The following is a 23,945-nucleotide window of genomic DNA, read 5'->3' as shown; positions in this document are numbered from 1 at the left end:
TTGCATACTAATTTTCCTGTTTTTGCAGGTGGTTTTGGACGAATTCCTTGGGGGTACACCCGGTGTGCAGCTTAAATGCACGCTGGAAAGTAGCCTGTGAATTAAAGCCGCAATCAAAGGCAATACCCGAAATGCTGAGGTGTTTGTTGGCGGGATCGAGCAATCGTTTTTGCGCTTCACCGGTGCGGCAGCTGTTGACAAATTCGTTGAAGCCCTTTTGCATGCGCTGGTTTAACACGGCGGAGATGATTTTAGGATTGAACTGGATTTTTTGTGCCAGGCTTTGCAGGGTGAGATCCGGATCGAGGTACAGCTTGTCCTGTTCCATCGCATATTCCAGGGCCGTCATGCAACGTTGAATGTCGGCTTCGGGAATACTATCAATAAAGGTAGTTGCCGCCGCTTTTTGCTGTACGATGTATACAATTTTAATTTGCTGGTACCCGGCAAATGCAATCCAGTAGATAAAAAAGGCGAGGTATATTTCTATCGGGTAGTATTGCCAGTAGTAGACTGCCGGCCAAAACCGCGGCATTACTATCGTACCTAACCACATTACACCCAGCACTGCCATATTCCACACAAAAGCGGTGAGCCACCGGCGGGCCATGGTAAATTCAGTTGCAGGCAAATGAGTATTGGCAGGAGTGAACCGCCTGAATAATAACAGCGTGCGTACCATGAATATCCAGAAATACACTACGCTCAGCGGTTCTGCGAAAGCGCCATACCAGGTATCCAGTGCCATGGGATGCATGCGCAGACCATGCCCGTGCAGAAAAAGCCATACATCTGTCCAAAGCAATACCCGCAATGCCAGCATGATCCATACCGGCAGAAAGTACCATTTAATGCGGGCAGGCTTTTGAGGGTATATAAAACTGTAAATGTAGAGATATACGCAGGGGCCCAGGCCAAAGATGGGCACAAACGTAAAGAACTGGAATGCGATGCTGTTGGTATTGGTGCTCCAGTTCAATGTTTCAAAACCATTATAGGCGAGAATGAGCATAAAAAACGCCAGGGCGTATTGCTGTAAGCGGCTGTGCGCCCTGCTGAACAGCAGTGTGATACCCAGCAGCAGTGCCTGTATGGCACCAAGTAAAACAATCAGCGAAAACAGGCTAAGCGACATAAGTGTTCCGGTTGCTGCTGTAAGATAACTAAATCCGGGTTCAATACAGTTCCGGCGTTCAATAGTTTCAAAGTTCAATAGTTCAATGTTCAATAGTTTCAATGTTCAAAAGTTTCAGCGTTCTCCGAAGGGAAAAAAGGCAAAGTGAACGCTGAAACCTTGAACGCGCGCAAAGCGCATGGAACGCACGAAGTGCATGGAACGCGCAAAGCGCATGGAACGCACGAAGTGCATGGAACGCGCAAAGCACATTGAACGCACAAAGTGCATGGAACACGCAAAGCGCATTGAACGCGCAAAGCGCATTGAACGCACGAGGTGCATGGAACACGCAAAGCGCATTGAACGCACAAAGTGCATGGAACGCGCAGAGCGCATGGAACGCACAAAGTGCATGAAACGCGCAAAGCACATTGAACGCACGAAGTGCATGGAACACGCAAAGCGCATGGAACGCGCAAAGCGCATTGAACGCACGAAGTGCATGGAACGCACAAAGTGCCTGAAACGCGCAAAGCGCTAAAGCGGCATCCTGATGACCCGGGCCGCATTGCCTCTCTGCGTATGCGTGTGCTGTTCCCATTGTTGTTGCGCGCTGGCCAGTTGCTGCTCCAGTTGCCAGGCCGCGAGCTTTTGCAGCAGGCGTTCTGTGGCCAGTTTTTTATTCTGGTGTTGTGAACGTGTGTCACTTGCCAGCACGCTGATGCCCGATGCCACATGTATGGCCCATACGGCCGATTCGGTTTTGTTTACATGCTGGCCACCCGGCCCGGAGGCGCGGCATGTGGTATAAACGATGGTGCCGGGTGGCACTTGCTGTGCTGCGGGTTTAAACACCTGCAGACTTACAAACCAGTTTTTGCGCTTGTGCATGCGGCGGTAGGGGCTTTGCGCCACCCATTGCACGCTGCCTTCCCAGCTGGCTGCAAAAGCTGCTGCGGCGCTGCCTTCCAGCCGCAGCAAAACAGACTGCAGGGTGCCGTTGAGCTCTCCGGGTGTTTGTTCTGTTACAGTAGCGGTAATGCCCTGTTTATCTGCGTCTTTTATCAATAGCGGCACCAGCCTGGCAACAGCCCTGCAGCATTCTGCAGGGCCGCGGCCGGCCGATACCTGGATAAGGATTGAATTGTGCATTGTTATATGTTTTAATCTTTGTTCATGCGCACAATACGTGGCATAAATTTCCCCTGAACAGTTACCAGCTGCTGTTGCTGCTGCATTACCTGTTCAATGTTTTTATAGGCTGCCGGTGCTTCTTCCGTGCTGCCGCCGATCAGCGTTACCTGCTGTTGCGACAACAGTTTATTGAGCGCAGAACGGGTAAAGTTTGCTTTGGCGCTCTGCCGCGACATGGCCCTGCCTGCACCATGCGATGCAGAGTACAATGATTGCGGATCGCCTTTGCCGCAAACAAGATAACCGGCTGTGGTCATGCTGCCGGGTATAATGCCTGGTTCATTTTCATGTGCAGGCGTAGCTCCTTTGCGGTGCACAATGGCATTGCTGCCATTGATGGTTTCCTGCCAGGCAAAATTGTGGTGGTTGCTGATGCTGTTCATCACCTGCAGGCCCAGTGTTTTAGCCATGCTGGCGTGTATGCGTTCATGACAGGCAGCGGCATAATCGCCTGCCAGGTTCATGCTCAGCCAGTATTCCTGTCCGGCTTCGCTGTTCATATCAAGCCATGCCAGGTGCTGCGCATACGAAGGCAATTTGCAGGTGTCGCGCGCCAGTTTTGAATAATGCATGGCAATGGCTGCGCCCAGTCCGCGCGAGCCCGAATGCGAAAGCAACGCCGTATACTGCCCCGGTGTAATACCCAGCTGGTTGCCTGCGTAAATTTCGATGGTGCCGAACTCTACAAAATGATTGCCGCCCCCTGAACTGCCGAGCTGCCGTGCAGCTTTACCGTGCAGGCTTTTAAGCAGGGGCGTGGCTGAAAACGCATTGCTGTCGAGTACGGCATGCTGCTGTTTTGTTTCAAGTCCGCCTTCCATACCAAAATGCGTGTGTGCACGTATGGCTTCTTTCACCTGGTACGCATAGCGCTGTACATATTTTTCATTTTCACTAAAAATAGTAAGCGCCATACGGCAGCCGATGTCAACACCTACAGCATAGGGTATCACTGCATTTTGTGTGGCCAGCACACCGCCAATGGGCAGTCCGTAGCCGCCATGTGCATCAGGCATCAGTGCACCCTGTATGGCAACCGGCAATTGCAATGCGGTATGCATCTGTTGCTTGGCGCTGCTTTCTATGTTTACGCCGCCGTATACCTTGCAGGGTACCATGTCGTTTTCGTTGCGCAGTGCATATACGGTGAACTTTTTTTCTGTTGCATCACCGCAAAAATGCTGCGCCAGTTTACCCCAGATCATATCGGTTGTATAAAGCGCGGGTTGCGCCAGTATCTCCTGCAAACGTTGTACAATGTGTGTTTTGCTTTCGTGTTTGCAGTGTTTGGCAATAATGCCGAGTGCAATGCTGCGGCCAATATTGGATGTATAGCCGAGCTTGCTCAATTCTTTGAGTTGTATTACAGTTTTCATATACTGTGCTGCATACAATGGCGCATGCGTATTGCAACGCCGTGTACGCGGTTTACAGGCAGGGCATAGCCCAATTATGCGCATGCAGTCAGTGCATTGCCATACCTGTTCTGTTACGTAAAATGGATGAAAATTTCCGGCGTGAAGTAAATGCGGTTACTGTGCGTAACCTGGCCGGCTTAGATGATATGTGTGTATTGTTCCAGCATATATAATACCCTCCGCTTGCAGTTAAGGGTTATTGAATAATGTGCCGCAAAGATGGAATAATTTTTCTTTTCACCAAATTATAAAATAATGTAGCTTTAATCACTCCCCGTGTAAAGCTGTTTTATTAACCCCTAAATCTACGCAAATGCGAAAAGTACTTGCTCTGGCGCAATTTTTTTTTCGATGATAAGGATTGTCACATGGCAGACAATATCTGCAAACTTTTTTTAAAGAAGATGACATTGACTGGGGTCATGCCCAAAGCAAGTTCGTGATGTTTGCATCCGCATTTAAACAGATGCAGGAAAAGATCAGGAAACGTGCAGGCAGTACAGCCCTTGCCGCAAAATAGACTTAGTTCCGGATTTCTCCACTACAGCGCACCCGTTAATGCGGGGGCGCTTTTTTATGTATTCAACTGCGTTTCTTCTGTAGCTGCATCGTTTAAATAAGCAGCCGGTATCTGCCTGGCAGATTTGATGTGCAGCTGTTTCATCTGCTCTGCCTGTTGCACCACATTGCCGCGGCCTGTAGCCAGCTGCCGGAACGCATCATCATAAGTGCCCTGCAATGTGCCCAGCACTTTGCCTATCTTCTCAAAGTTGTCGATAAAGCCCGCAAGTTTATCATACAGCTTACCTGCACGCTCTGCTATTGCTTCTGCATTTTTATCAATGGCGTCGCGTTTCCACATATCGTAGATCAGTTTCATGGCCAGTGTAAGATTGGCCGGACTGATCAGCAGTACTTGTTTTTTATAGGCGTAATGCTGCAGTTCAGGATCGTGCTGTAATGCCGTGATATAAGCCGCTTCAACTGGCATAAACATAATCACCATATCCAGCGAATCATTGATCTGGCTATAATTTTTGCTGTGCAGCCCGTCAATATGATTGCGGATAGATTGCTGCATGTTCCTGAGATGTATGGGCATCAGTGTTTCGTCCTGCTCGCGGCATAACTGGTCATAATGCACCAGTGATACTTTTGAATCGATAATGATGATGCGGTTGTCAGGATATTTGACTAAAACATCCGGCCGTATGCGGTTGCCCTGTTCATCCTGCGATGTTTCCTGTGTAAAATAATGAATGCCTTTCTGCAGGCCGGAGTAGGAGAGTATGGATTCAAGAATCAGTTCACCCCAGTCACCCTGTTTCTTGGTGTTGCCGGTTAATGCAGCCGTCAGTGCGCGTGCTTCTTTGGATAAGGTTTCATTCAATGTCATCATGTGCTTTACCTGCTCGCGCAATGAAATCCTGTCGTCAGATTCTGTTTTGTAGGTCTTCTCCACCTGCTCTTTAAAAGCAGTGAGATTGGCCTTCAGCGGCGCCAGTAAGGTGTCGAGTTCTTTCTGTTGTGTTTCGTTAAACCGCTGCGTTTTTTCGTCAAGGATATTATTGGCCAGCAGCGAAAAATCTTTTTTAAGTGTAGTGCCCAGCTGTTCCAGGTCCTGTTTTTGTTGCTGGTACAATTGCCGCTGGTAATGCAGCTTTTCTTCAAGGGCGGCCAGCTGGCGGTGTGTTTCATGAAGGGAGGTATTGCTTGCATCGAGCTGATGCTGCAGGTGTTGTTTGTCCTGCTGCAGGGTTGCTTTTTCGCGTTCCAGCACAGCGGCAGTTGTGGAAAGTTGTATGTTCAGTTGCTGCTGCGTTTGCTGCTCTGCTGCATGTATTTGCGCCTGCTGTCGCAGTTTGTTGTAAAAAATAAACCAGGTAAGCAATATGCCGGCCAGCAGTGCGGCTGCTGCGGCAAGTACAGTGATCATCATAGCGTGGGCATTAATAGGGCAATATACTTAAAATGGCGCTAGCTGCGAAAGCGACACCATATACACATAAAACGCTGCCATTTATGCGAGTAACCGTTACAGTTTATTTGCATAAAAGCTTTTGCATACTTTTATCTCATACAGTACAATTTTCAATCGTTGTTTCGTTCGGCATTTTAGTTTTGGTTCCTTTTAAAGAAATGCGCCCCGCCTCTTCAGGCGGGGCCTTTTGCAAAAAACAGCGTATTTTAGAACAGGCCTAACAGGCTGCACAACAAATCTTGCCGCAATGAAACATCTATTCTTCCTGCTGCTGTTATTGCAGCTGCTACAGGCGAATGCCCAGGACAATATGCCAACCTACCGGCCGCTTTTTCATTTTTCTACTGATTCCAACTGGATCAATGATCCCAATGGTCTCGTATACCACAACGGGCAGTATCACCTGTTTTGCCAGTACAATCCCTTTGGCGACAAATGGGGGCACATGAGCTGGGCGCATGCGGTGAGCAACGATTTGTTCCACTGGCAGCAACAACCGCTGGCCATCCCTGAGTTCACCAATCCGGATGGCAGCACCACTATGATTTTCAGCGGCTGTGCCGTAGCGGACAGTCTTAATACTTCCGGCTTTGGCACAGCGGCACAGCCGCCCCTGGTGGCCATGTATACTGCGCACATTGAAAAAGGCGGCAAGGTGCAGTCGCAACAGCAGCAGCTGGCTTACAGCACCGATGATGGCAAAACCTGGACGCGTTATGCAGGCAACCCGGTGCTCGACATTAAAAGCACCGAGTTCAGGGATCCCAAGATATTTTGGTACACGCCAGGCAAACAATGGATACTGGTACTGGCCAAACCCGATGAATACAAAGTGCGTTTTTACAGCTCTCCCGATTTAAAGCAATGGACCTATCTCAGCGATTTCGGCGGTATCGGTGACATCAGTGAAGTATGGGAATGCCCCGATATTACGGAAGTGCCGGTGGAAGGCACTGCAGAAAAAAGATGGCTGCTTACCTTGTCCGCCGGTCACGAAGTAAAAGGCTACCGCGCCATGCAATACTTCACCGGTGTATTCAATGGCAAACAGTTCATCGCCGACCAGGCACCATATCCTTTGTATGTTGATTTTGGTAAGGATTATTATGCAGGCATTACCTGGAACAATATACCTGCCGCAGACGGGCGTGTTATTATGCTTGGCTGGGCCAATGACTGGCGTTATGCCAATGATATACCCACCAAAGGCTTCAGGGGGCAGTACGCAACGCCGCGCGTGCTGCAGCTGCGCAAAAAAGACAATGGGCAGTACCGCCTGCTGCAATGGCCCGTGGCCGAACTGGATAAACAGGTAAAGCAATCACACACGCTGCCCGGCTTTACGGTTACCAGTGGTGAACATCCCTTGTACGAAAGCGTCATACCTGCACTGGACATATCGTTCGATGTTACCCTGCCGTACGCCACCTCTGCAGGCATAGCACTGCAGCAGGACAGTGCGCACACCACCATCATCTCGTACAACAATGCCACCGGTAACCTTGAAATAGACCGCTCCAATGCCGGGCTGCACAATTTCAGCACCCTGTACACCGGCCTGGATACATTGCATGCACCCGGACTGGAAAAAGCCAGTTTTAGAATTGTATTCGATGTGTGTATGCTGGAGGTGTTCGTGAACAACGGCGAATACGTACTTACCGACCTGGTATTTCCCCTGCAGCCGCAAACCGGTGTTGTAGCCTTTGCCAATAAGGGTACAGCGGCGTTCTCCAATATTGTGGTGAAGGAAATAAATAAAACAGTGCATGAACGTTAATGTGCGTAAACCCTGGTACCGGCATGGCAGGTTATTACTGCCGGTATTCGACTTTATACGGCAATTGAGATGAACGAGGGTCGAACGATGGTTGGACGGTAGACGGACGATGGCCGGGCGAACAAAGAAAATACTGTTTTTTAGACTTTTTCCGGTGCCTCACCAGCTTAAACCGTCATCGGGCTACGGATTAAAAAAGGGCGTATCTGCATAAGATACGCCCTTTTTTAAGCTATTGCTGGATGGGTTAGTTCGGATTCTGGATCGCGATTTTAACCGCGATGTCACCATTGAAAGGAGCCACATCGGGATTCAGATTTTGCGCATACGGATCAGATGCAACAATGGTTACCGTACCAAGCGTATGCAGGGCAACAAAGCTGTAACCCGCTACTACATCAGGAATGGCTTCCCATACATCAGGGCTGGTAGTGTTACTGGCATTGGTGGTAAGGTATACCGACACCGCACCATAGTCTACCGTTGCCTGTGTTACTTCCGGTACCGGGATATCCACTTTAAAACCATTGCCATAGTCGCCCGAAGTAGCTACCCACTGGTTGGGGTGAATGGTGTACTGTACCGTAGTGATGGGGTTAATGGTAGTGTATTCTTTCTTACACGACGTCATAAACAGTGTGCTCAGCAAAAGAAACGAAAGCAGTAAATACTTCATGTTAGCCTGTTTGATTTTGAAAACGAAGATGGTAAATTATAGCATATCCCGTACCAGTTTTAGGGAAAACAGCCTTGTTCATCGGTTATAATGTGCTGAACAGCCTTGTTTTCCTTTCCGGGATACCGGTATAAGACTGCTATTTTCTTATTACGTTTAAAGCCCGTTTTTGTTACACCATACTGCTGTGACCGTTACAAATTGTTATTGCAGCAGGCATATTTTACTTTTATGCTACAAACAATTTTCAAGGGGGAGGATACTATGCACGGTAATGTGCACAAAGATTTCAACACCCGGCTTTTCGAGGCCGGGTGTTGTATTTAACGTTATTCAGTATTGTTCATTGTATAAGGGCTTAATTATTTCTTAAATACCTGGAAATATTGCCGCTATTGATCGTTCAATTCGTGTAATACTTATTATTGTGCGCTGCGGGATTGCAAAGTCCCGCCTTTTATTATACCGATACGATGATCAAACAACTGTGTACGATTGCTTTTGCCGGCTGCTCATTGCAACTGGCTGCCCAGCGGGTGAACTGGCAAAACCTCGATCTGAACAAAGACAGCGTTTTTGGCGCCAGCACCGAAAAGGCCTACCGTGAACTGCTGCAAAACAGGCAGGCAGCCCCTGTGCTGGTTGCAGTAATAGACGGCGGCTCTGATACCGCACATGAAGATTTAAAAGACATACTGTGGACCAATACCCGCGAAATTCCCGGCAATGGTATAGATGATGACCACAATGGTTATGCAGATGACATACATGGCTGGGATTTTATCGGCTCTGCCAAAGGTGATGTAAACCAGGACAATACCGAACTGGTGCGCCTGTTGCGCCTGCTGCAGCCGCGTTTCAGCCATTTAACCAGTGCCGGCGGGAAAAGTACCGATACTACCGGCTACAGCGAATACCTGCGCCTGCAGAACGAATACAACCAGAAACTGCAGGAAGCCACCATGGCACTGCGCAATACGCAACGTTTCGGCGATATCATTGATGCCATTGTAAAACGTATTGGCATAGATGCCCCTGCTGTGGCTGATTTTAATGCTTACAAACCGGCCAACGGCATCGAGAAAAAGGTGGTGGAAATCATTGTGCAGCAAATGCAGGATGGCAAGTCATATGCAGCTATCCGCAAGGATGACATTGGCGGTACCATCGACCATTTTAAGCAGGAGCTGGATTATCACCTCAATCTTTCCTTCGACCCGCGCGATATGGTGGGCGACGATTACAACAACGCCCGTGAACGCTACTATGGCAACCCGGATGTTACCGGCCCTTCTGCAGACCATGGCACGCATGTGGCCGGCATTATTGCTGCCAGCCGCACCAATAATAAAGGTATCATGGGCGTGTGCAATGCGGCAAAAGTAATGGTCGTACGCGTGGTGCCCGATGGGGATGAGCGTGACAAAGACGTTGCCAACGGTATTCGTTATGCAGTTGACAATGGCGCAAAAGTGATCAACATGAGCTTTGGTAAGTCGTATTCGCCAGGCAAAAGCGTGATAGATGAAGCGGTGAAATATGCCATGAAAAAAGACGTGCTGCTGGTACATGCAGCCGGTAACGATGCCAGCAATAACGACAGCGTTACCAATTTTCCCAACCGTGTATATGCTGATGGCAGTGGTGTTGCAGCTGCCTGGATTGAAGTAGGTGCATCGGGTATTAAAGATGATGAACACCTCGCGGCCAACTTCTCGAACTATGGCGCCCGCAGTGTAGATGTGTTTGCACCCGGTGTGGATATTTACAGCACCACACCCGGCTCCCAATATGGTACGCACAGCGGCACCAGCATGGCTGCACCGGTGGTTACAGGCATTGCGGCCACCATCAGGGCTTACTATCCCAAATTAACGGCTGTACAGGTGAAAGATATTATCATGCGGTCTGCCGTAAAAATAACACACCCTGTTTCCATCAAAATCAACGGTGCAGAAAAACAGGTGCCTTTTTCGGCATTGTGTTTATCAGGCGGGATAGTGAATACTTACGCGGCACTGCAGCTTGCAGCAACAGAGTAACAACGTTCCATACAGGTAAATACGCCTGCGGCAATGGCCGCAGGCATATTTTTTTATGTTAGTTAATCACGCTGTAACCCGTGTAAATAAAGCGGCTCAGCTCACGCGTAACCATACCGGCCATCGTGTTTACACTGTTTTCGTTCCGGTGCTGTTCAAAACGCTGCGCCCACAACTGTATGCCATTGCCTGCAGAAACCAGTTGTACGTTGAGATAATAATAATCCAGTTTAAAACGTACGCTGCCGGTGATAATCATGTTGGCACCCAGTTGCAAACCGGCATCGCGCAGGTCGGCAGTTTGCTGTGCACACTTGCGTGCGCTGAAATAAGATATGACGGCAAAGCGCGAAGAACAGGAGAGATCGGTACTGATTTGCTCACACAGGTCGTCAATCAAATAACGGTGTGCATTGTTGGGACTGATATCAAGAAAAGGGAATACTGCAATAGGTGTGTTTGTGGCATGTATCATTGGCTGAATGGGAGAGGCTGCAATATGCGGTGGCATATTGGGTTCAAAATGCGGGATATAGGAGCCTTTGGGAACACTGATACGGATATTGTCGTGTTTGCCATCGCTGTTGTAATAAGCCTGAAGGGTTTTGCGAAGCCTGAGTGCGTAAATGCGTATCACCGCTTCGTGCTGCGGGTTAAAACTGGAGGTGCGGCCCAATCCTTTTACTGCAATGGTATATTCTTTCAGGTCATTGCCACGGCCGGCAATCTTTTCTTCCACAATAAAATGCAGGAAAGCAGATAATACTTTTGAAGCAGTGAACTCGTGAAACAACAACACTTTATGCAACTGCGTAAAAATTTGCTGGTCGCTAAATGAAGCGCTCGGGTAGAGGTTCCTCATATGTTCAATTTTGACAGGTTATTCAATGCAATACTGTACATCCCGGTTTATAACCGGTTAGGATATGGTTTTTCCTTACGGGACTGACAGGGAGCATCCCGGTGATTGTTAGTATTTAGTGCAGTTTCCCAGGGTAGATAATCTTACGAATTAATGACTGCTAAAACTGATTGGAGGTTATGCTTGCGGGGGCTTAGGGAGGCAAACGTTTACTATAGGAAATTACTCTTAATGTTTTAATGTTGCAAACTTTGTTTAACGTATTTCGACAAATTAACATGACTGCGTAACAAAAACAATCAAACGTCCGTTACAAAAGTTCTTGCTGTAAACAGTTACCTTTGCGCTCTATTTTCATTCATAACCATGGGCAGCAGCAGATGATGGGTAGATCAGCAGGGTTAGTAACAGCAATGCTTTTGCTGGTTTTAATGGTGCACGCGCAACAGGCAGTACGCATCAGTAATAAAGAGGAACAGCATATTTTCACCTATCATGAAATTGATGTGCTGGAAGACAGCACCGCTCGCATGCGCTTTGAACAGCTGGATACAGCCGCATTTGGCATAAACACCACCGGAACCCCGCAAACACATCGGCCTGCCGCTGCTTATTGGTACCGCATTAAAATACACCACGACACATCGGTTAAGCAATCCTTCCTGCTGGAGTTTTTTGACCAAACCATTGATGCCATAAGTGCTTATGTGCCAGATAAAAATGGCCGCTACGATTCAGTACAACTGGGCGATAGCAGGCCTTTTAAACAGCGCCTCTTCAACCATAAGAACTTTGAGCTGAACATTCACAACGACAGCACGCGCGACCTGGTGTATTATTTCCGGGTTCAATCATCCCAAACTGCAGACATTATTATTGTGCTGCGCACCGTGCACAAGTTCATTGGTTATGCGCTGGATGAATACTTCTCTTTCGGCATTTTCTATGGCATGATTCTCATCTTCAGCTTTTACAACCTGATTATGTTTATCGCCATGCGGCAGCGTCAATACTTATGGTATATTTTATATATATTAAGTGTTGGTCTTTTTGAAATGAGCACCGATGGCATTGCCTACCAATACCTGTGGCCCCGTTCTCCGCGGTTTAACCAGTACGGTTTTGCGCTTCCTTTAATGGGAATGAGCATTTTTGCCCTGCTGTTCACCCGTGCCTTATTATATGTAAAAGCCCGCGCCCCGCGGCTTAACCGGGTTATCAGCTGGGTAATAGGTGCCCGGGTTTTGTTGTTTGCCGGTGCGGTTTGCTTTGCGCCGCAATGGCTCAATTATAAGTTTATTGATGTAGTGCCGCTGTTCCTCGCGTTCTGTACCGGTATTTACATCTGGCTCAACGGCTACCGGCCTGCACGCTTTTTTGTGCTGGGCTACAGTTTCCTGTTTGTGGGTTGCGTGCTTAAGTTGCTGATAATGCTGGGTTTTACCTGGCTTAACAGCAGTATTATATCCTATTACAGCCTGGGTTTTTGCTTTGTAATGGAAATGTTCTTCCTGTCGTTTGCCATTGGCGATAAACTACGCCTGCTGAAAAAGAAAAAAGAGCTGGCACACCGGGAAATCATCAAACAAATGACCCTGCGGGCCGAACTGAAAGATTCCCTGAATGCCGAACTGGAACGCCAGGTGCAGGAGCGTACACAGGAGCTGGTAGATAAAAACGAACTGATTGCCAGCCAGAACGAAGAACTGAGCGGGGCCAATGAATTGTTGCAGCAGCAGGCAGAAGAAATTTCCCGCATCAACGCCCTGTTGCAGCACGATAACGAAGAACTGCAAACCAGCGTAAAAAAAGTAAGCCGGGCGCGCGTGCTTTCTGCCCAGGTTGATTTTGAAGAATTCAGCCGCATATACCCCGACCGTGACAGTTGTTTCGAGTTTCTCGCGCAGCTGAAATGGAAAGAGGCCTATGCCTGCCGCAAGTGCCGGCACGACCAGTATTTTGCCGGTCACCTGCCTTTCAGCCGCCGTTGCACCAAATGCGATTATGAAGAATCGGTAATGGCAAATACCATTTTTCAGAACACAAAAATACCTATTAATAAAGCTTTCTATATGATCTTTCTCATCTACACATCCAAGGGAAAGATCTCTTCACACAAGCTCGCAACCCTGCTCGACATACGCCAAAGTACCTGCTGGGCTTACCTCAACCGCGTACGCACACTTATGGAAGAACGGAAAAAAGAGCTCCGGGACGCCGGTGATGAAGGCTGGAGTAAGCTGGTACTGTAAAATTTCTTCATACGGCACGGAACCGTATCACAAAAAAAATCCTTTCACCTCCTGTAAAACAATAAACGATTGTTACAGAATTATTTCTGTAACGCGTAGGTGTGGTAGCGAACCGTATCAATTAGATTGCAATAGTCTATAAATCAATAAGTTGTGTTAAATAATTTTGTTTTTCAAAATGAATTGCTGCTAATTTTGTCTTGTTAAGATTGTTCTAAAATCAACCTTCAATGAAGAATTTGCTTGCTTTACCGCCACCGGTGTAAAACCGCGCCTGTAACGGACAATGGCTCAGAATTACTACTCCTATCTGTAGCTGCCGGCAAATTTCCTCACATTTATTTTTTACTTATTTAAACACATTATGAGACAACGACTATTGCTATTGATGTCTTTTTTGCTGATGTGCTGTGCTTCATGGGCGCAGAATATCACAGTAAAAGGTACCGTTACCGATTCACTCGGTAAAGCCATGCCAGGTGTATCCGTTCACATACCCGGTACTACCAAAGGGGTAACCAGCGGTATAAGTGGCGACTACGCCATCTCTGTCCCTAAAGATGGGCTGCTTGAATTCTCTTACATAGGCTACAAAACGGTAACCGAACCAGTAAGCGGCCGCGAACAGATCAATATTACCCTCATTGCCGGTAATGCCCAGTTGGAGCAGGTGGTAGTGGTGGGCTATGGTGCACAACGTAAAAAAGACCTCACCGGATCTGTTGCTGTGGTAACTGCAGCCGATATTGCCAACCGTCCCATTGTTAATGCCGGTGAAGCTTTACAGGGTAAGGCGGCAGGTGTGCAGGTAACATCCAATTCAGGTAAGCCAGGCGCAGGATTATCTATCCGTGTACGCGGTTCTACCTCTATCAGTGCTTCAAACGATCCCCTGTATATTGTAGATGGTATCCAGACAACCGATATCTCTGCCTATAACCCCAACGATATCGAATCTATTTCTATCCTGAAAGATGCGGCTTCTACGGCTATCTACGGTACACGTGGTGCCAACGGTGTAGTGATCATCACTACCAAAAAAGGCGCAAACGGTAAATCAAGGGTAGAAGCAAATATGTACTACGGCACCACATCGCCTACCAAAAGGCTCGATGTGCTTAATGGCCAGCAGTACCAGCAGTACATGAATGAATCGTATGGTCCGGGCACTATTACCGATTCCATGGTTAAAGCCAACAATGTAAACTGGCCCGATGAAGTGTTTCGTCACGGCAACCAGCAAAACTATCAGCTGGCAGAATCTGGCGGTAACGATAAAACCACGCATTATGTGTCGCTGAACTACAACAAACAGAAAGGCATGATTCTGCCTACCGAGTTTGACAGGGTTACTGCACGTGCCAATCTTACTTCAAAAGCCACCAACTGGTTAACACTTACTACATCCAACATCCTGTCGCGCGTAAACAGCAATGATATCACCGATAACCAGGGCGTTGCACGTGGTGGTGTTGTATTGTCTGCCCTGGGCACACCGCCCACGGTAGGTCATTATACTGCCAACGGGCAGATTGCACAAAACCCCTTATCCGGTTGGGAAAACCCGCTGGGTGCCATTGAAGGCCAAACTACCCGCAACCGCACAGACAGGCTGATCAGCAGCATGGGTGCAGATGTGAAATTCTTCAAAGACCTGGTGTTTAACTCGCGTTTTGGTATTGATTATACCAACTACCGCAACCAGTATGCGGTAGATCCGCTGTTAACGCAGAATGGGCGCAACCAGCAGGGTTTCTTCAGCCAAACAAGCAGCACACAGCTGGTATGGCTGAGCGAGCAAACACTGAACTATTCGCATGCCTGGGAGCAGCACCATTTTTCTGCACTCGCAGGCTGGACAGCACAGGAAAGCAAATGGGATCAAACCTATATCTCTGCCTCAAAACTGCCAGTGGCTTACAGGCTGCAGGGATTTGACCAGAAATTCGACCTGTCTACCAATAAAAACCCTTCGTCTAAATCCATTGATGAATGGGCTATGATCTCTTACCTGGGCCGTATTAACTACGACTTCGCAGGCAAGTACCTGTTCCAGGCCAATGTGCGTATGGACAAGTCTTCCAAATTTGCACCCGGTAACAGGAATGCAACCTTCCCATCATTATCCGCCGGCTGGAGAATTTCGCAGGAAGATTTTATGCGCGATGTAAAGGTGATCAACGACCTGAAACTGCGTGCCGGCTGGGGTAAAGTGGGTAACCAGGAAGGTATTCCAAGCTATGCGCGTTATACCACATCATCTATCAACGCCAACGACGGAAGCCTGAGTTATAACAATATTGCACCGCTGAACCTTGGTTGGGAAAACACCACCCAAACCAATATCGGTGTAGACATTACCCTGCTGGACAGGCGCCTGACTGCTACTGCAGACTTCTACGTGAAGAAAACAAAAGACCTGCTGGTAAACGTACCGGTGGGTGGCGAAATTGTTTCCAGCTTTTTGCTGAACAGTGCGAAAATGACCAATATTGGTGAAGAGTTTTCTTTATCGAGCAAAAACATTGTAGGCAAAAACTTTAACTGGAATACCGACTTCAATATCTCCTTCAATAAAAACAAGGTAGATTATATCGTTTCCGGTGTTAAAGCCATGCCTTCCTTCGGTTCTATTTATGAAAGAGGTAATGCCGTTGCCCTTGCAACCGGTTATGGCCTGGGCGAATTTTATGGTTATAAAGCTGCAGGTGTTGACCCCAATACCGGTAACCAGCTGTACCTGAGAAGAGATGGCAAAGCTGTTCCGTATTCGCAGACCAGCCCCGACGACCGCCAGTATCTGGGAAGCGCACAGCCTGATTTCATTTACGGTATGAACAACACGTTCTCTTACAAAAACTTTGACCTCACTGTGTTTGTACAGGGTTCACAGGGCAACAAGATCTTCAATGGTCTGCGTGTTGAAACAGAAGGCATGAAAGATTCCCGCAACCAGAGCACCGCTATCCTGAGCAGGTGGCAGAAACCGGGTGATGCTACCGATATGCCTGGTGTTAGTCCTGGCAACAACGATAACTCACAAATCTCTACCAGGTTCCTGGAAAACGGTTCTTACCTGCGTTTCAAAACCATTACACTGGCTTACAGGTTTAACCCTTCATTGCTGAACAAAATCGGCCTGGGATCTGCATCGCTGTATGTATCTGCGCAGAACCTGTTTACCATAACCAAATACAAAGGATTTGATCCGGAAGTGAACACTTATGGTAACGATGGCAATTTGTCAAACAAAAACGTAGCGCTGGGTGTGGACTATGGTGCATATCCCCAGCCTAAAGTGATACTCGTTGGTTTAAACCTGAGTTTAAAATAAGATCTCCCTCATTTTAAACAACAAAACTCAGTTCAAATGAAAAATAAGATAATTACCGGTGGTGCTGTTTTGATGAGCATAGCCGTTTTCAATAGCAGTTGTTCAAAATTACTGGACAAACAACCGCAAACAAATGTGATCAGTTCAGTAGATACCACTGCACAGATTTCTGCTACAGATGCAGAAGCCTCTATAAAAGGCTTGTATACCTATTATAAAAACAATGCGCTGGAATGGTCGGCCTTTGACAGGATTACCAATGGTGATGTGCTGGCAGACAATGCTTATGCGGGTGGCGACAACAGCGATAATATTACGATCGACAATTTCACTTTCAACTCGCTTAACGGCAATATTAACCGCGACTGGGCCGATGCCTATGCGGTAATTGGCCGGGCAAACATTTTGATTGATAACGTAGCACACAGCAAAGACGCGGCTTTCACAGCTACGAGAAAAGCACAGATCACCGGTGAGGCAAAGTTTTTCCGCGCATGGAATTATTTTGACCTGGTAAAATTGTATGGACGTTTACCATTAAAGCTGAAACCTTCTGATGCCACTTCTTCAGAATCGTTGTTCAATTCATCACTGGTAGCACAGTCCTCAACAGACAGTGTATACGATGCCATTCTGAGCGATCTGTGGTATGCAAAAGACAATGTGCAGGATGTGGGCGCCAATGCTTCAAAATACATTGTGTCAAAAGGCGCTGTATACGCCACGCTGGCTAAAGTGTACGCTACAATGGCTACACCCAAATGGGATTCTGTGAAGTACTACAGTGATTTAACTATCCCGCAGTACAGCATGCTGAGCGATTATACCTACCTCTGGGATAACGCGCATAAAAACAACAGCGAAGCCATCTGGGAAATTAACTACGATGGTTATAATACCGGTGATAAAATCGGTAACTGGTTTCCTTCTATTCTTGTTGGTTTTGACAACGGTCACTTTGCAGGCGGCGGCTGGAAAAAATTCAGTACGCCGGCGAACGACCTGGTCAATGTTTTCAACGCAGAAAATGATCTTATACGTTTGAATGCATCCATCACTTTCCTGGATATCAGCGGCCAGTGGACGGATAAAAACTGGCCTGTTACACACTATCCTTTTATTACCAAATACAACGATCCGCAAAACGGTACCAATGACTTTTACCTGATACGCCTGCCGGATGTGTTGCTGCTGAAAGCGGAAGCACTGGCGCAAACAGGAGATGTTTCAGGCGCCATGAACCTGGTTAACCAGGTAAGGGCAAGGGTAAACCTCGGTGCAAAAACTGCAGCCAGCGCCGCTGAAGCCCTGGATGCTGTTTTACTGGAAAGAAGGCTGGAACTGGCATTTGAAGGACATCGCTGGTTCGATCTGCTGCGCACAGGAAAAGCACTGCAGGTAATGAATGCAGTAAAAGATGGTAACGGTCAAAGCCTGAACTACAATGTGCCTGCTTACCGCCTGCTGTATCCTATACCGCAGAACCAAATTGATCTGAATCCCAAGCTCACACAAACGAGCGGTTACTAATCTATACAACAAGGAAGGCGGAAATAAATTTTCCGTCTTCTTTTGTTTAACTTTCTATGATGAAACATACAAAATACTACAGCATAGCCCTGCTTAGTCTGTTGGTTTTGGGTGTAAAGGCCCAAACCTGGCAGCCAATATCCGCAGCTGCACTGCAACAGAAAAAAGTGGTGGTATATGTTACCGCCGACAGTTCTGACAAAAAACTTGCCATCACTGACACTCTGCATTTCACCGATTTTGGTCAGCCCCTCGAAACACAACCCTGTGTGTTTATCGATGCCACACATCGCTTTCAAACCATGGTGGGTATGGGTGCTGCCTTAACCGATGCCTCGGCTGAAACCTTTTACAAACTGCCTGCAAACAAACAGCAGGAATTGATGAAGGCCTTTTTTGACAAGAAAAACGGCCTGGGTTACACATTGGCACGTACGCATATTGCGAGCTGCGATTTCTCCAGCGATACCTACAGCTATGTGCAGGAAAATGATACGGCATTGAAAACATTCAATATCGATCATGACCGTAAATACCGCATTCCGTTTATTAAAGCCGCCATCGCTGCTGCAGGCGGCAGCTTAACAACTTTCGCTACGCCATGGTCGCCCTATGCCTGGATGAAAGACAACCATGACGTGCTGCATGGTGGCAAATTACTGCCACAGTACCGCCAGGCATGGGCCAATCACTATATCAGATTCATTAAAGCCTACGAGAAAGAAGGCATACCTATCTGGGGGCTTAGTGTACAGAACGAACCCATGGCCAAACAAACCTGGGAATCTTGCGTGTTTACCGCAGAAGATGAAGTGGATTTTGTAAAAAATTATCTCGGCCCAACCCTGCACAAACAAGGCATGGCCGGTAAAAAACTGATGGTATGGGATCACAACCGTGACCTGCTGTACCAGCGTGCTGCTGCCATACTCAACGATCCACAGGCTGCGAAATATGTATGGGGCGTGGCTTTTCACTGGTATGAAGACTGGACAGGTGGTGGTAAAATATTCGAGAATGTGAAACGCGTACACGAAGCCTTCCCCAATACCAACCTGATGTTTACCGAAGGCTGCAATGAGAAATTTGAGTTTAAAAAGATCAGCGAATGGAAATATGGTGAAACCTATGGCCGTTCTATACTCAACGATTTTAACAATGGCACAGTTGGCTGGACAGACTGGAACATCCTGCTCGATGAGAAAGGTGGTCCCAACCATGCAGGCAATTTTTGCCTGGCACCTGTACATGCCAACGTACAAACAGGTGAAGTGTACTACACCAGTGCTTTCTATTACATCGGTCATTTCTCGCGCTTCATCCATCCGGGTGCGCAGCGCATCAGCAGTGCATCGAGCAGGGGACAATTGCAAACAACTGCCTTTATCAACAAAGACGGTTCTGTTGCAGTGGTGGTGCTGAATGAAACCAAAGACCGTTTACCCTTCCGCCTGTGGATACAGGGCAAAGCTGCCGAAACAGTAAGCCTGCCGCATTCTATTATGACATTGGTGTTTTAAAAGATCAGTTTACAGACGACCGCATTATTTTTTGAACAGGATTGTATGATGATGAATAAAAGATATATGCAGGCTGCTGCCGCAGTGCTTTTGCTGGCAGGAACAGCAGCTTGTACAAGTGTAAAGAAAAACAGCAGCGCGCAGCAAACGCAAACAGGTGTTACGGCGTGGGTAACCGATGCCGACAACAGCCTGTTTTTTGAGCCGCAAACCATTAACGGTAGCAAGGCCGCAGCAAACATGCCGGTCATTACAATCGATGAGCAGCAAACCTTCCAGCAAATGGACGGTTTTGGCTGCACACTTACGGGGGGCAGTGCACAGCTTATTCAGCGCATGACGCCGGCTGCACGTACTGCCTTATTGAAGGAATTGTTTGACACCACCGGCCGTAATATTGGTATGAGCTACCTGCGTGTAAGCATCGGCGCGTCTGACTTGAATGACCGCATTTTCAGCTACGACGATATGCCCGCAGGTGAAACCGATTTTGACCTGGAGCATTTTAGCCTGGCCCCTGATGAAGCAGATGTTATCCCGGTATTACAGCAAATACTGGCCATCAATCCGCGTATCAAAATACTTGGTTCGCCATGGTCGGCGCCTGTATGGATGAAGAACAATGGCGATACCCGCGGCGGTAGTTTGTTACCGCGTTACCAGCCTGCTTATGCGCAGTATTTTGTAAAATACATCAAAGGCATGCAGCAGCACGGTATTAACATTGATGCCATTACCATACAGAACGAACCGCTGCATCCCGGCAATAACCCCAGCATGCTGATGCTGCCCGCGCAACAGGCAGATTTTATCAAAAACAACCTGGGGCCCTTGTTTGCATCGGAACACATCAGTACAAAAATTATTTTGTACGATCACAATGCAGACAGGCCTGATTATCCCTTGTCTATCCTGAACGATCCTGGAGCCAGGAAATATGTGGATGGCTCGGCATTTCACCTGTATGGCGGCCATATTGATACACTGGCATCAGTGCATGCAGCTTATCCTGACAAGAACCTGTACTTTACAGAACAATGGGTGGGTGCACCGGGTAATTTGAAAAAAGACCTGGATGAGCATGTGCGCAAACTGAGCATTGGTGCAGCACGCAACTGGTGCCGTACCGTACTGGAATGGAACCTGGCAGCTGATCCCAAACAAAACCCGCATACAGACCGTGGCGGTTGCAATGGCTGCCTGGGTGCAGTAACCATTGCAGGTGATACCGTAAGCCGTAACCCTGCGTATTATATTATTGCGCAGAGCGCCAAACTGGTGCGCCCGGGTTCGGTGCGTATTGCCTCAAACGAGCCGGAAGGTTTGAAAAACGTGGCCTACCGCACACCGCAGGGTAAAAAAGTATTGCTGGTATTGAACACAGGCAGTACAGCTAAACAGTTTTATATTAAAGACAGTCATCAGCAGGTGGCTGTATCGCTCAGTCCCGGGGCGGTAGCTACGTATACGTGGTAACAGGGAAACAGTATCGTTGTTGTACAACCGGCAGTGTCATTGAGCGCTGCCGGTTTTTTTATAACAAATTAAACACCCACAACCGCCCGTTTACATCGGGTAGGGATACGGGTTGTGTAAATACGCTGTATTGTTGTGTGCTGCTGTTGTTGCCGAAGGTCCACAGCCAGTTGGTAATGGTTTGATTGGACAAGGTAAAAAGTTGTGAAGCCTGCCGGTTAATGTCTTCGCGGTTGATAGCGCTGTTGCGCAGTTTTGCCATGGCTTCGCCGAGTATATTGGGCGGCTGTTCGCCGGTGCTGCTGAGTTGCAGCAGTGCTGCAGCCTGGCTGTTTACCCAACCTGTATAAGTGGTTTCATCAATAAAAATAACTGCCTGCGGCATTTGTTGCAAAATGGCAGTAAAGCGGGATACAGATTGCTGCAGCTGCTGCTGTTTCCAGCTTTGCTGCAGCACGTTTCTTACGCGGGCGCCGGCACTGTCAATAAAGTTCCTGAAATGTTCATCACATACCTGTACTTCACTCCAGCCAAGCACAATTATACTGGTGCTGCTTTCGCCGGTAACAGGGATCATAACTGCCGATGATAAAGCAGTTAATATTTCTGTGAACGTATCGTCGTTATAGGGAATCTGCTGCCAGTATACATTGTCGTAATGATTGGCTTCAAGAAACTGGCTGATAGGGGCGGGGTGCAGTACCAGCTCGTTTAAATATTCAGGAATGGCATCGCTGATGCGTGCGGTAAAGGCATCTTCCAACACTACCTGCAGCGCCATATAGGCGCCGGTAAGCTCTTTCAGCAGTGAAATGCTGAAAGCTGTAAAACCGGTCATGTCCTTTTCTTTATCCCACCTGCCGGTTTCGCTGTAAAAGTAAAGTAGTTTGTTCTGCCAGTGCTGCACGCTGTTTGTTTGATGCGGTTAAAGAAAACCGGCAATTGCCTGGTATACTTCCCCGGGGGCACTCATGTGCGGGAAATGCCCGTGTGTATTCACCTGTACCAGTTTACTGCCCTGCAGGTGCCTGTGCAGGTAGTCGCCTACCACAACAGGAACTGCAATGTCGTTGGCTGTTTGCACTACCAGTGCAGGTATGGTGTTTTTGGCAAGATCGGCCCTGTGATCTGATTCAAAGATAACTTTGGCTACAGCCAGCGCTATATCAGGGCGTATGGCCTGCAGGCCTGCTGCAAAAGTTTCAGCAAGCTGCGGGCGCTCCGGGTTGGCCATAGCCAGTGCAGAAAAGCCGCTGGCCCATGCCTGGTAATTGGTGCGCATGGCATCGTACAACGCTGCAAGGTCTTCCGGGTTGAAACCACCGGTATAGTTTTGGGCAGGGTCGTTGAGGTACCGCGGACTGGCACCCAGCATTACCAGCCTGCTGAAAAAAGCAGGATACTGGATGGCGGTAAGCATGCCAATCATGCTGCTTACCGAATGCCCTACAAAAATGGCGTCTTGTATATCAAGGAGCGTAAATATGTCTTTAAGATCTGCCACATAACCATGTAAGGAGTTGTAGCGTACCTGGCTGTAAGCACTCATGTCTGATTTGCCGCCGCCCACATTATCGTACATAACAATGCGGTAGTCTTGTTCAAAATTGGCGGCCAGTTGTGTAAAGGTCGTCTGGTCAATCCCAAACCCATGCCCGAATACGATGGTGCGGTTAGCGCTGGTGTTACCGGAAACGGTAACATTGTTTTTCTGTACCAGTTTATCCACTTGGTAAATATATTAAACTGTAAACATACAATGTTGGCCGGTTTATTTACTAAAAAAGGGCTTAAATTACCCTTCAAAATCAAAACTTTGGCTTCGCCGGTATGGTAATGTCCCGGTATATTTCAACCAAACTGTCATGCGTACTTTTTCTATCATCTTTTTATCATTTTGCAGTTGTATGGGTTTTAGTCAGCCGAAACCATCGCTGGACAGTGTTGCCGCTCATATCGGGCAGTTGCTGTTGCAGCACAAGGGAAATTTTGCCGTAGCGTTTAAAGATCCAGCATCCGGTAAAACGCTTTTTATAAATGAACATGCCTTGTTTCATGCTGCCAGTACCATGAAAACACCTGTTATGATGGAAGTGTATCAACAGGCTGCAGCAGGTTTGCTTTCCATGAATGATGCTGTCCCGGTGCACAATCATTTCAAAAGTATTGCAGACAGCAGTGTGTACACACTTGATTCGGCAGACGACAGTGAGCATGAACTCTACACTAAAATAGGCACCAATATGCGGCTGTACGACCTGGTATATGCCATGATCATCCGCAGCAGTAATCTTGCCACCAATATTGTTATCGAAAAAGTAGGAGCGCCCAACGTAATGCGTACCATGCGCCATATGGGAGCACAGCAAATACAGGTGCTGCGCGGGGTAGAAGACAACAAGGCTTTTGCCGCAGGTTTGAACAACAAAGTTACTGCCTACGACCTGATGTTGTTATACGAGGCGCTGGCAAACGGCAGGGCCGTGAATGCAGCTGCGTCAACTGATATGATTGATATCCTGCTGCACCAGGAATTCAATGATATTATACCCGCCAGGTTACCGGCAGGTGTGAAGGTGGCGCACAAAACAGGCAATATTACAGGTGTTCACCACGACAGCGGCATTGTATACCTGCCTGATGGCCGAAAATATGTATTGGTACTGCTTTCCAGCGGCTGGGATGATGAAGGGGATGCTATTGCAGCAATGGCGGAAGTATCAAGGCTGCTGTACAGCTGGATGATAACATCGTGAATCAAAT

General features: G+C 47.8%; 17 protein-coding genes. 9 read left to right on the top strand and 8 right to left on the bottom strand.

The genetic code is table 11. From position 1 onward, the window contains the following. Positions 1-7 precede the first annotated feature (7 nt). The 4 genes from DXN05_RS20910 to rmuC all read right to left on the bottom strand — a co-directional run bounded on the left by DXN05_RS20910 (position 8) and on the right by rmuC (position 5,668). Entirely contained in the window at positions 8-1,135 is a 1,128-nt protein-coding gene (locus DXN05_RS20910; RefSeq protein ID WP_147314019.1) for a helix-turn-helix domain-containing protein, read from the bottom strand. Between the two features lie 519 nt (positions 1,136-1,654). After that, positions 1,655-2,269: a peptide chain release factor H gene (gene prfH / locus DXN05_RS20900; RefSeq protein WP_116849242.1), complete on the bottom strand. Its 615-nt coding sequence runs from the start codon at positions 2,267-2,269 to the stop codon at positions 1,655-1,657. 11 nt (positions 2,270-2,280) lie between these two features. Beyond that, positions 2,281-3,687, bottom strand: coding sequence for an RtcB family protein (locus DXN05_RS20895; protein ID WP_116849270.1), 1,407 nt, complete (start codon positions 3,685-3,687; stop codon positions 2,281-2,283). A 616-nt stretch (positions 3,688-4,303) separates the two neighbouring features. Then, a complete protein-coding gene (gene rmuC / locus DXN05_RS20885) occupies positions 4,304-5,668 on the bottom strand; it encodes a DNA recombination protein RmuC (RefSeq protein WP_116849240.1) in 1,365 nt (454 codons plus the stop codon). Positions 5,669-5,700: 32 nt separating this feature from the next. On the opposite strand from rmuC, the gene DXN05_RS24525 reads away from it, so the two are divergent. Together DXN05_RS24525 and DXN05_RS20880 are read left to right on the top strand one after the other, a co-directional pair. Continuing rightward, the gene (locus DXN05_RS24525; protein WP_147314017.1) at positions 5,701-5,931 is read left to right on the top strand and encodes a hypothetical protein; all 231 of its coding nucleotides are present in this window, start codon (positions 5,701-5,703) and stop codon (positions 5,929-5,931) included. Between the two features lie 26 nt (positions 5,932-5,957). After that, positions 5,958-7,490 (top strand): glycoside hydrolase family 32 protein, encoded by a 1,533-nt coding sequence (locus DXN05_RS20880; RefSeq protein WP_116849239.1) that lies wholly within the window; start codon positions 5,958-5,960, stop codon positions 7,488-7,490. 247 nt (positions 7,491-7,737) lie between these two features. Here the strand turns inward: DXN05_RS20880 and DXN05_RS20875 are convergent, their stop codons facing one another. Continuing rightward, positions 7,738-8,166 (bottom strand): hypothetical protein, encoded by a 429-nt coding sequence (locus DXN05_RS20875; protein ID WP_116849238.1) that lies wholly within the window; start codon positions 8,164-8,166, stop codon positions 7,738-7,740. A 473-nt stretch (positions 8,167-8,639) separates the two neighbouring features. Here DXN05_RS20875 and DXN05_RS20870 point away from each other — a divergent pair, with 473 nt between their 5' ends. Beyond that, on the top strand, positions 8,640-10,208 hold the full coding sequence (locus tag DXN05_RS20870; protein ID WP_116849237.1) for a S8 family peptidase: 1,569 nt from the start codon (positions 8,640-8,642) through the stop codon (positions 10,206-10,208). A gap of 58 nt (positions 10,209-10,266) precedes the next feature. Here DXN05_RS20870 and DXN05_RS20865 read toward each other — a convergent pair whose 3' ends face one another. Beyond that, positions 10,267-11,070 (bottom strand): hypothetical protein, encoded by an 804-nt coding sequence (locus DXN05_RS20865; protein WP_116849236.1) that lies wholly within the window; start codon positions 11,068-11,070, stop codon positions 10,267-10,269. Positions 11,071-11,483: 413 nt separating this feature from the next. Between DXN05_RS20865 and DXN05_RS20860 the strand changes: the two genes are divergently transcribed. From DXN05_RS20860 to DXN05_RS20840, 5 genes are all read left to right on the top strand, one after another. Then, positions 11,484-13,322, top strand: coding sequence for a 7TM diverse intracellular signaling domain-containing protein (locus DXN05_RS20860; protein ID WP_116849235.1), 1,839 nt, complete (start codon positions 11,484-11,486; stop codon positions 13,320-13,322). 364 nt (positions 13,323-13,686) lie between these two features. Further along, the gene (locus DXN05_RS20855; protein WP_116849234.1) at positions 13,687-16,656 is read left to right on the top strand and encodes a SusC/RagA family TonB-linked outer membrane protein; all 2,970 of its coding nucleotides are present in this window, start codon (positions 13,687-13,689) and stop codon (positions 16,654-16,656) included. A gap of 36 nt (positions 16,657-16,692) precedes the next feature. Then, positions 16,693-18,186, top strand: a complete 1,494-nt coding sequence (locus DXN05_RS20850; protein WP_116849233.1) for a RagB/SusD family nutrient uptake outer membrane protein — start codon at positions 16,693-16,695, stop codon at positions 18,184-18,186. A gap of 59 nt (positions 18,187-18,245) precedes the next feature. Further along, on the top strand, positions 18,246-19,706 hold the full coding sequence (locus tag DXN05_RS20845; RefSeq protein ID WP_116849232.1) for a glycoside hydrolase family 30 protein: 1,461 nt from the start codon (positions 18,246-18,248) through the stop codon (positions 19,704-19,706). 45 nt (positions 19,707-19,751) lie between these two features. Continuing rightward, complete coding sequence (locus DXN05_RS20840) at positions 19,752-21,182, top strand: glycoside hydrolase family 30 protein (RefSeq protein ID WP_211330112.1); 1,431 nt, start codon at positions 19,752-19,754, stop codon at positions 21,180-21,182. A gap of 58 nt (positions 21,183-21,240) precedes the next feature. Here the strand turns inward: DXN05_RS20840 and DXN05_RS20835 are convergent, their stop codons facing one another. Both DXN05_RS20835 and DXN05_RS20830 read right to left on the bottom strand, forming a co-directional pair. Then, the gene (locus tag DXN05_RS20835) at positions 21,241-22,089 is read right to left on the bottom strand and encodes a hypothetical protein (protein ID WP_116849231.1); all 849 of its coding nucleotides are present in this window, start codon (positions 22,087-22,089) and stop codon (positions 21,241-21,243) included. A gap of 18 nt (positions 22,090-22,107) precedes the next feature. After that, positions 22,108-22,911: an alpha/beta fold hydrolase gene (locus tag DXN05_RS20830; RefSeq protein ID WP_116849230.1), complete on the bottom strand. Its 804-nt coding sequence runs from the start codon at positions 22,909-22,911 to the stop codon at positions 22,108-22,110. A 136-nt stretch (positions 22,912-23,047) separates the two neighbouring features. Here DXN05_RS20830 and DXN05_RS20825 point away from each other — a divergent pair, with 136 nt between their 5' ends. Further along, positions 23,048-23,938 (top strand): serine hydrolase, encoded by an 891-nt coding sequence (locus tag DXN05_RS20825; RefSeq protein WP_116849229.1) that lies wholly within the window; start codon positions 23,048-23,050, stop codon positions 23,936-23,938. Positions 23,939-23,945: the final 7 nt, after the last annotated feature.

Origin of the sequence: Deminuibacter soli (assembly GCF_003412455.1) — a bacterium.
In the GTDB taxonomy this organism is placed as follows: Bacteria; Bacteroidota; Bacteroidia; order Chitinophagales; family Chitinophagaceae; genus Deminuibacter; species Deminuibacter soli.
Note: the sequence above shows the minus strand (reverse complement) of the source record. Positions and strands in the feature narration are given on the sequence as shown.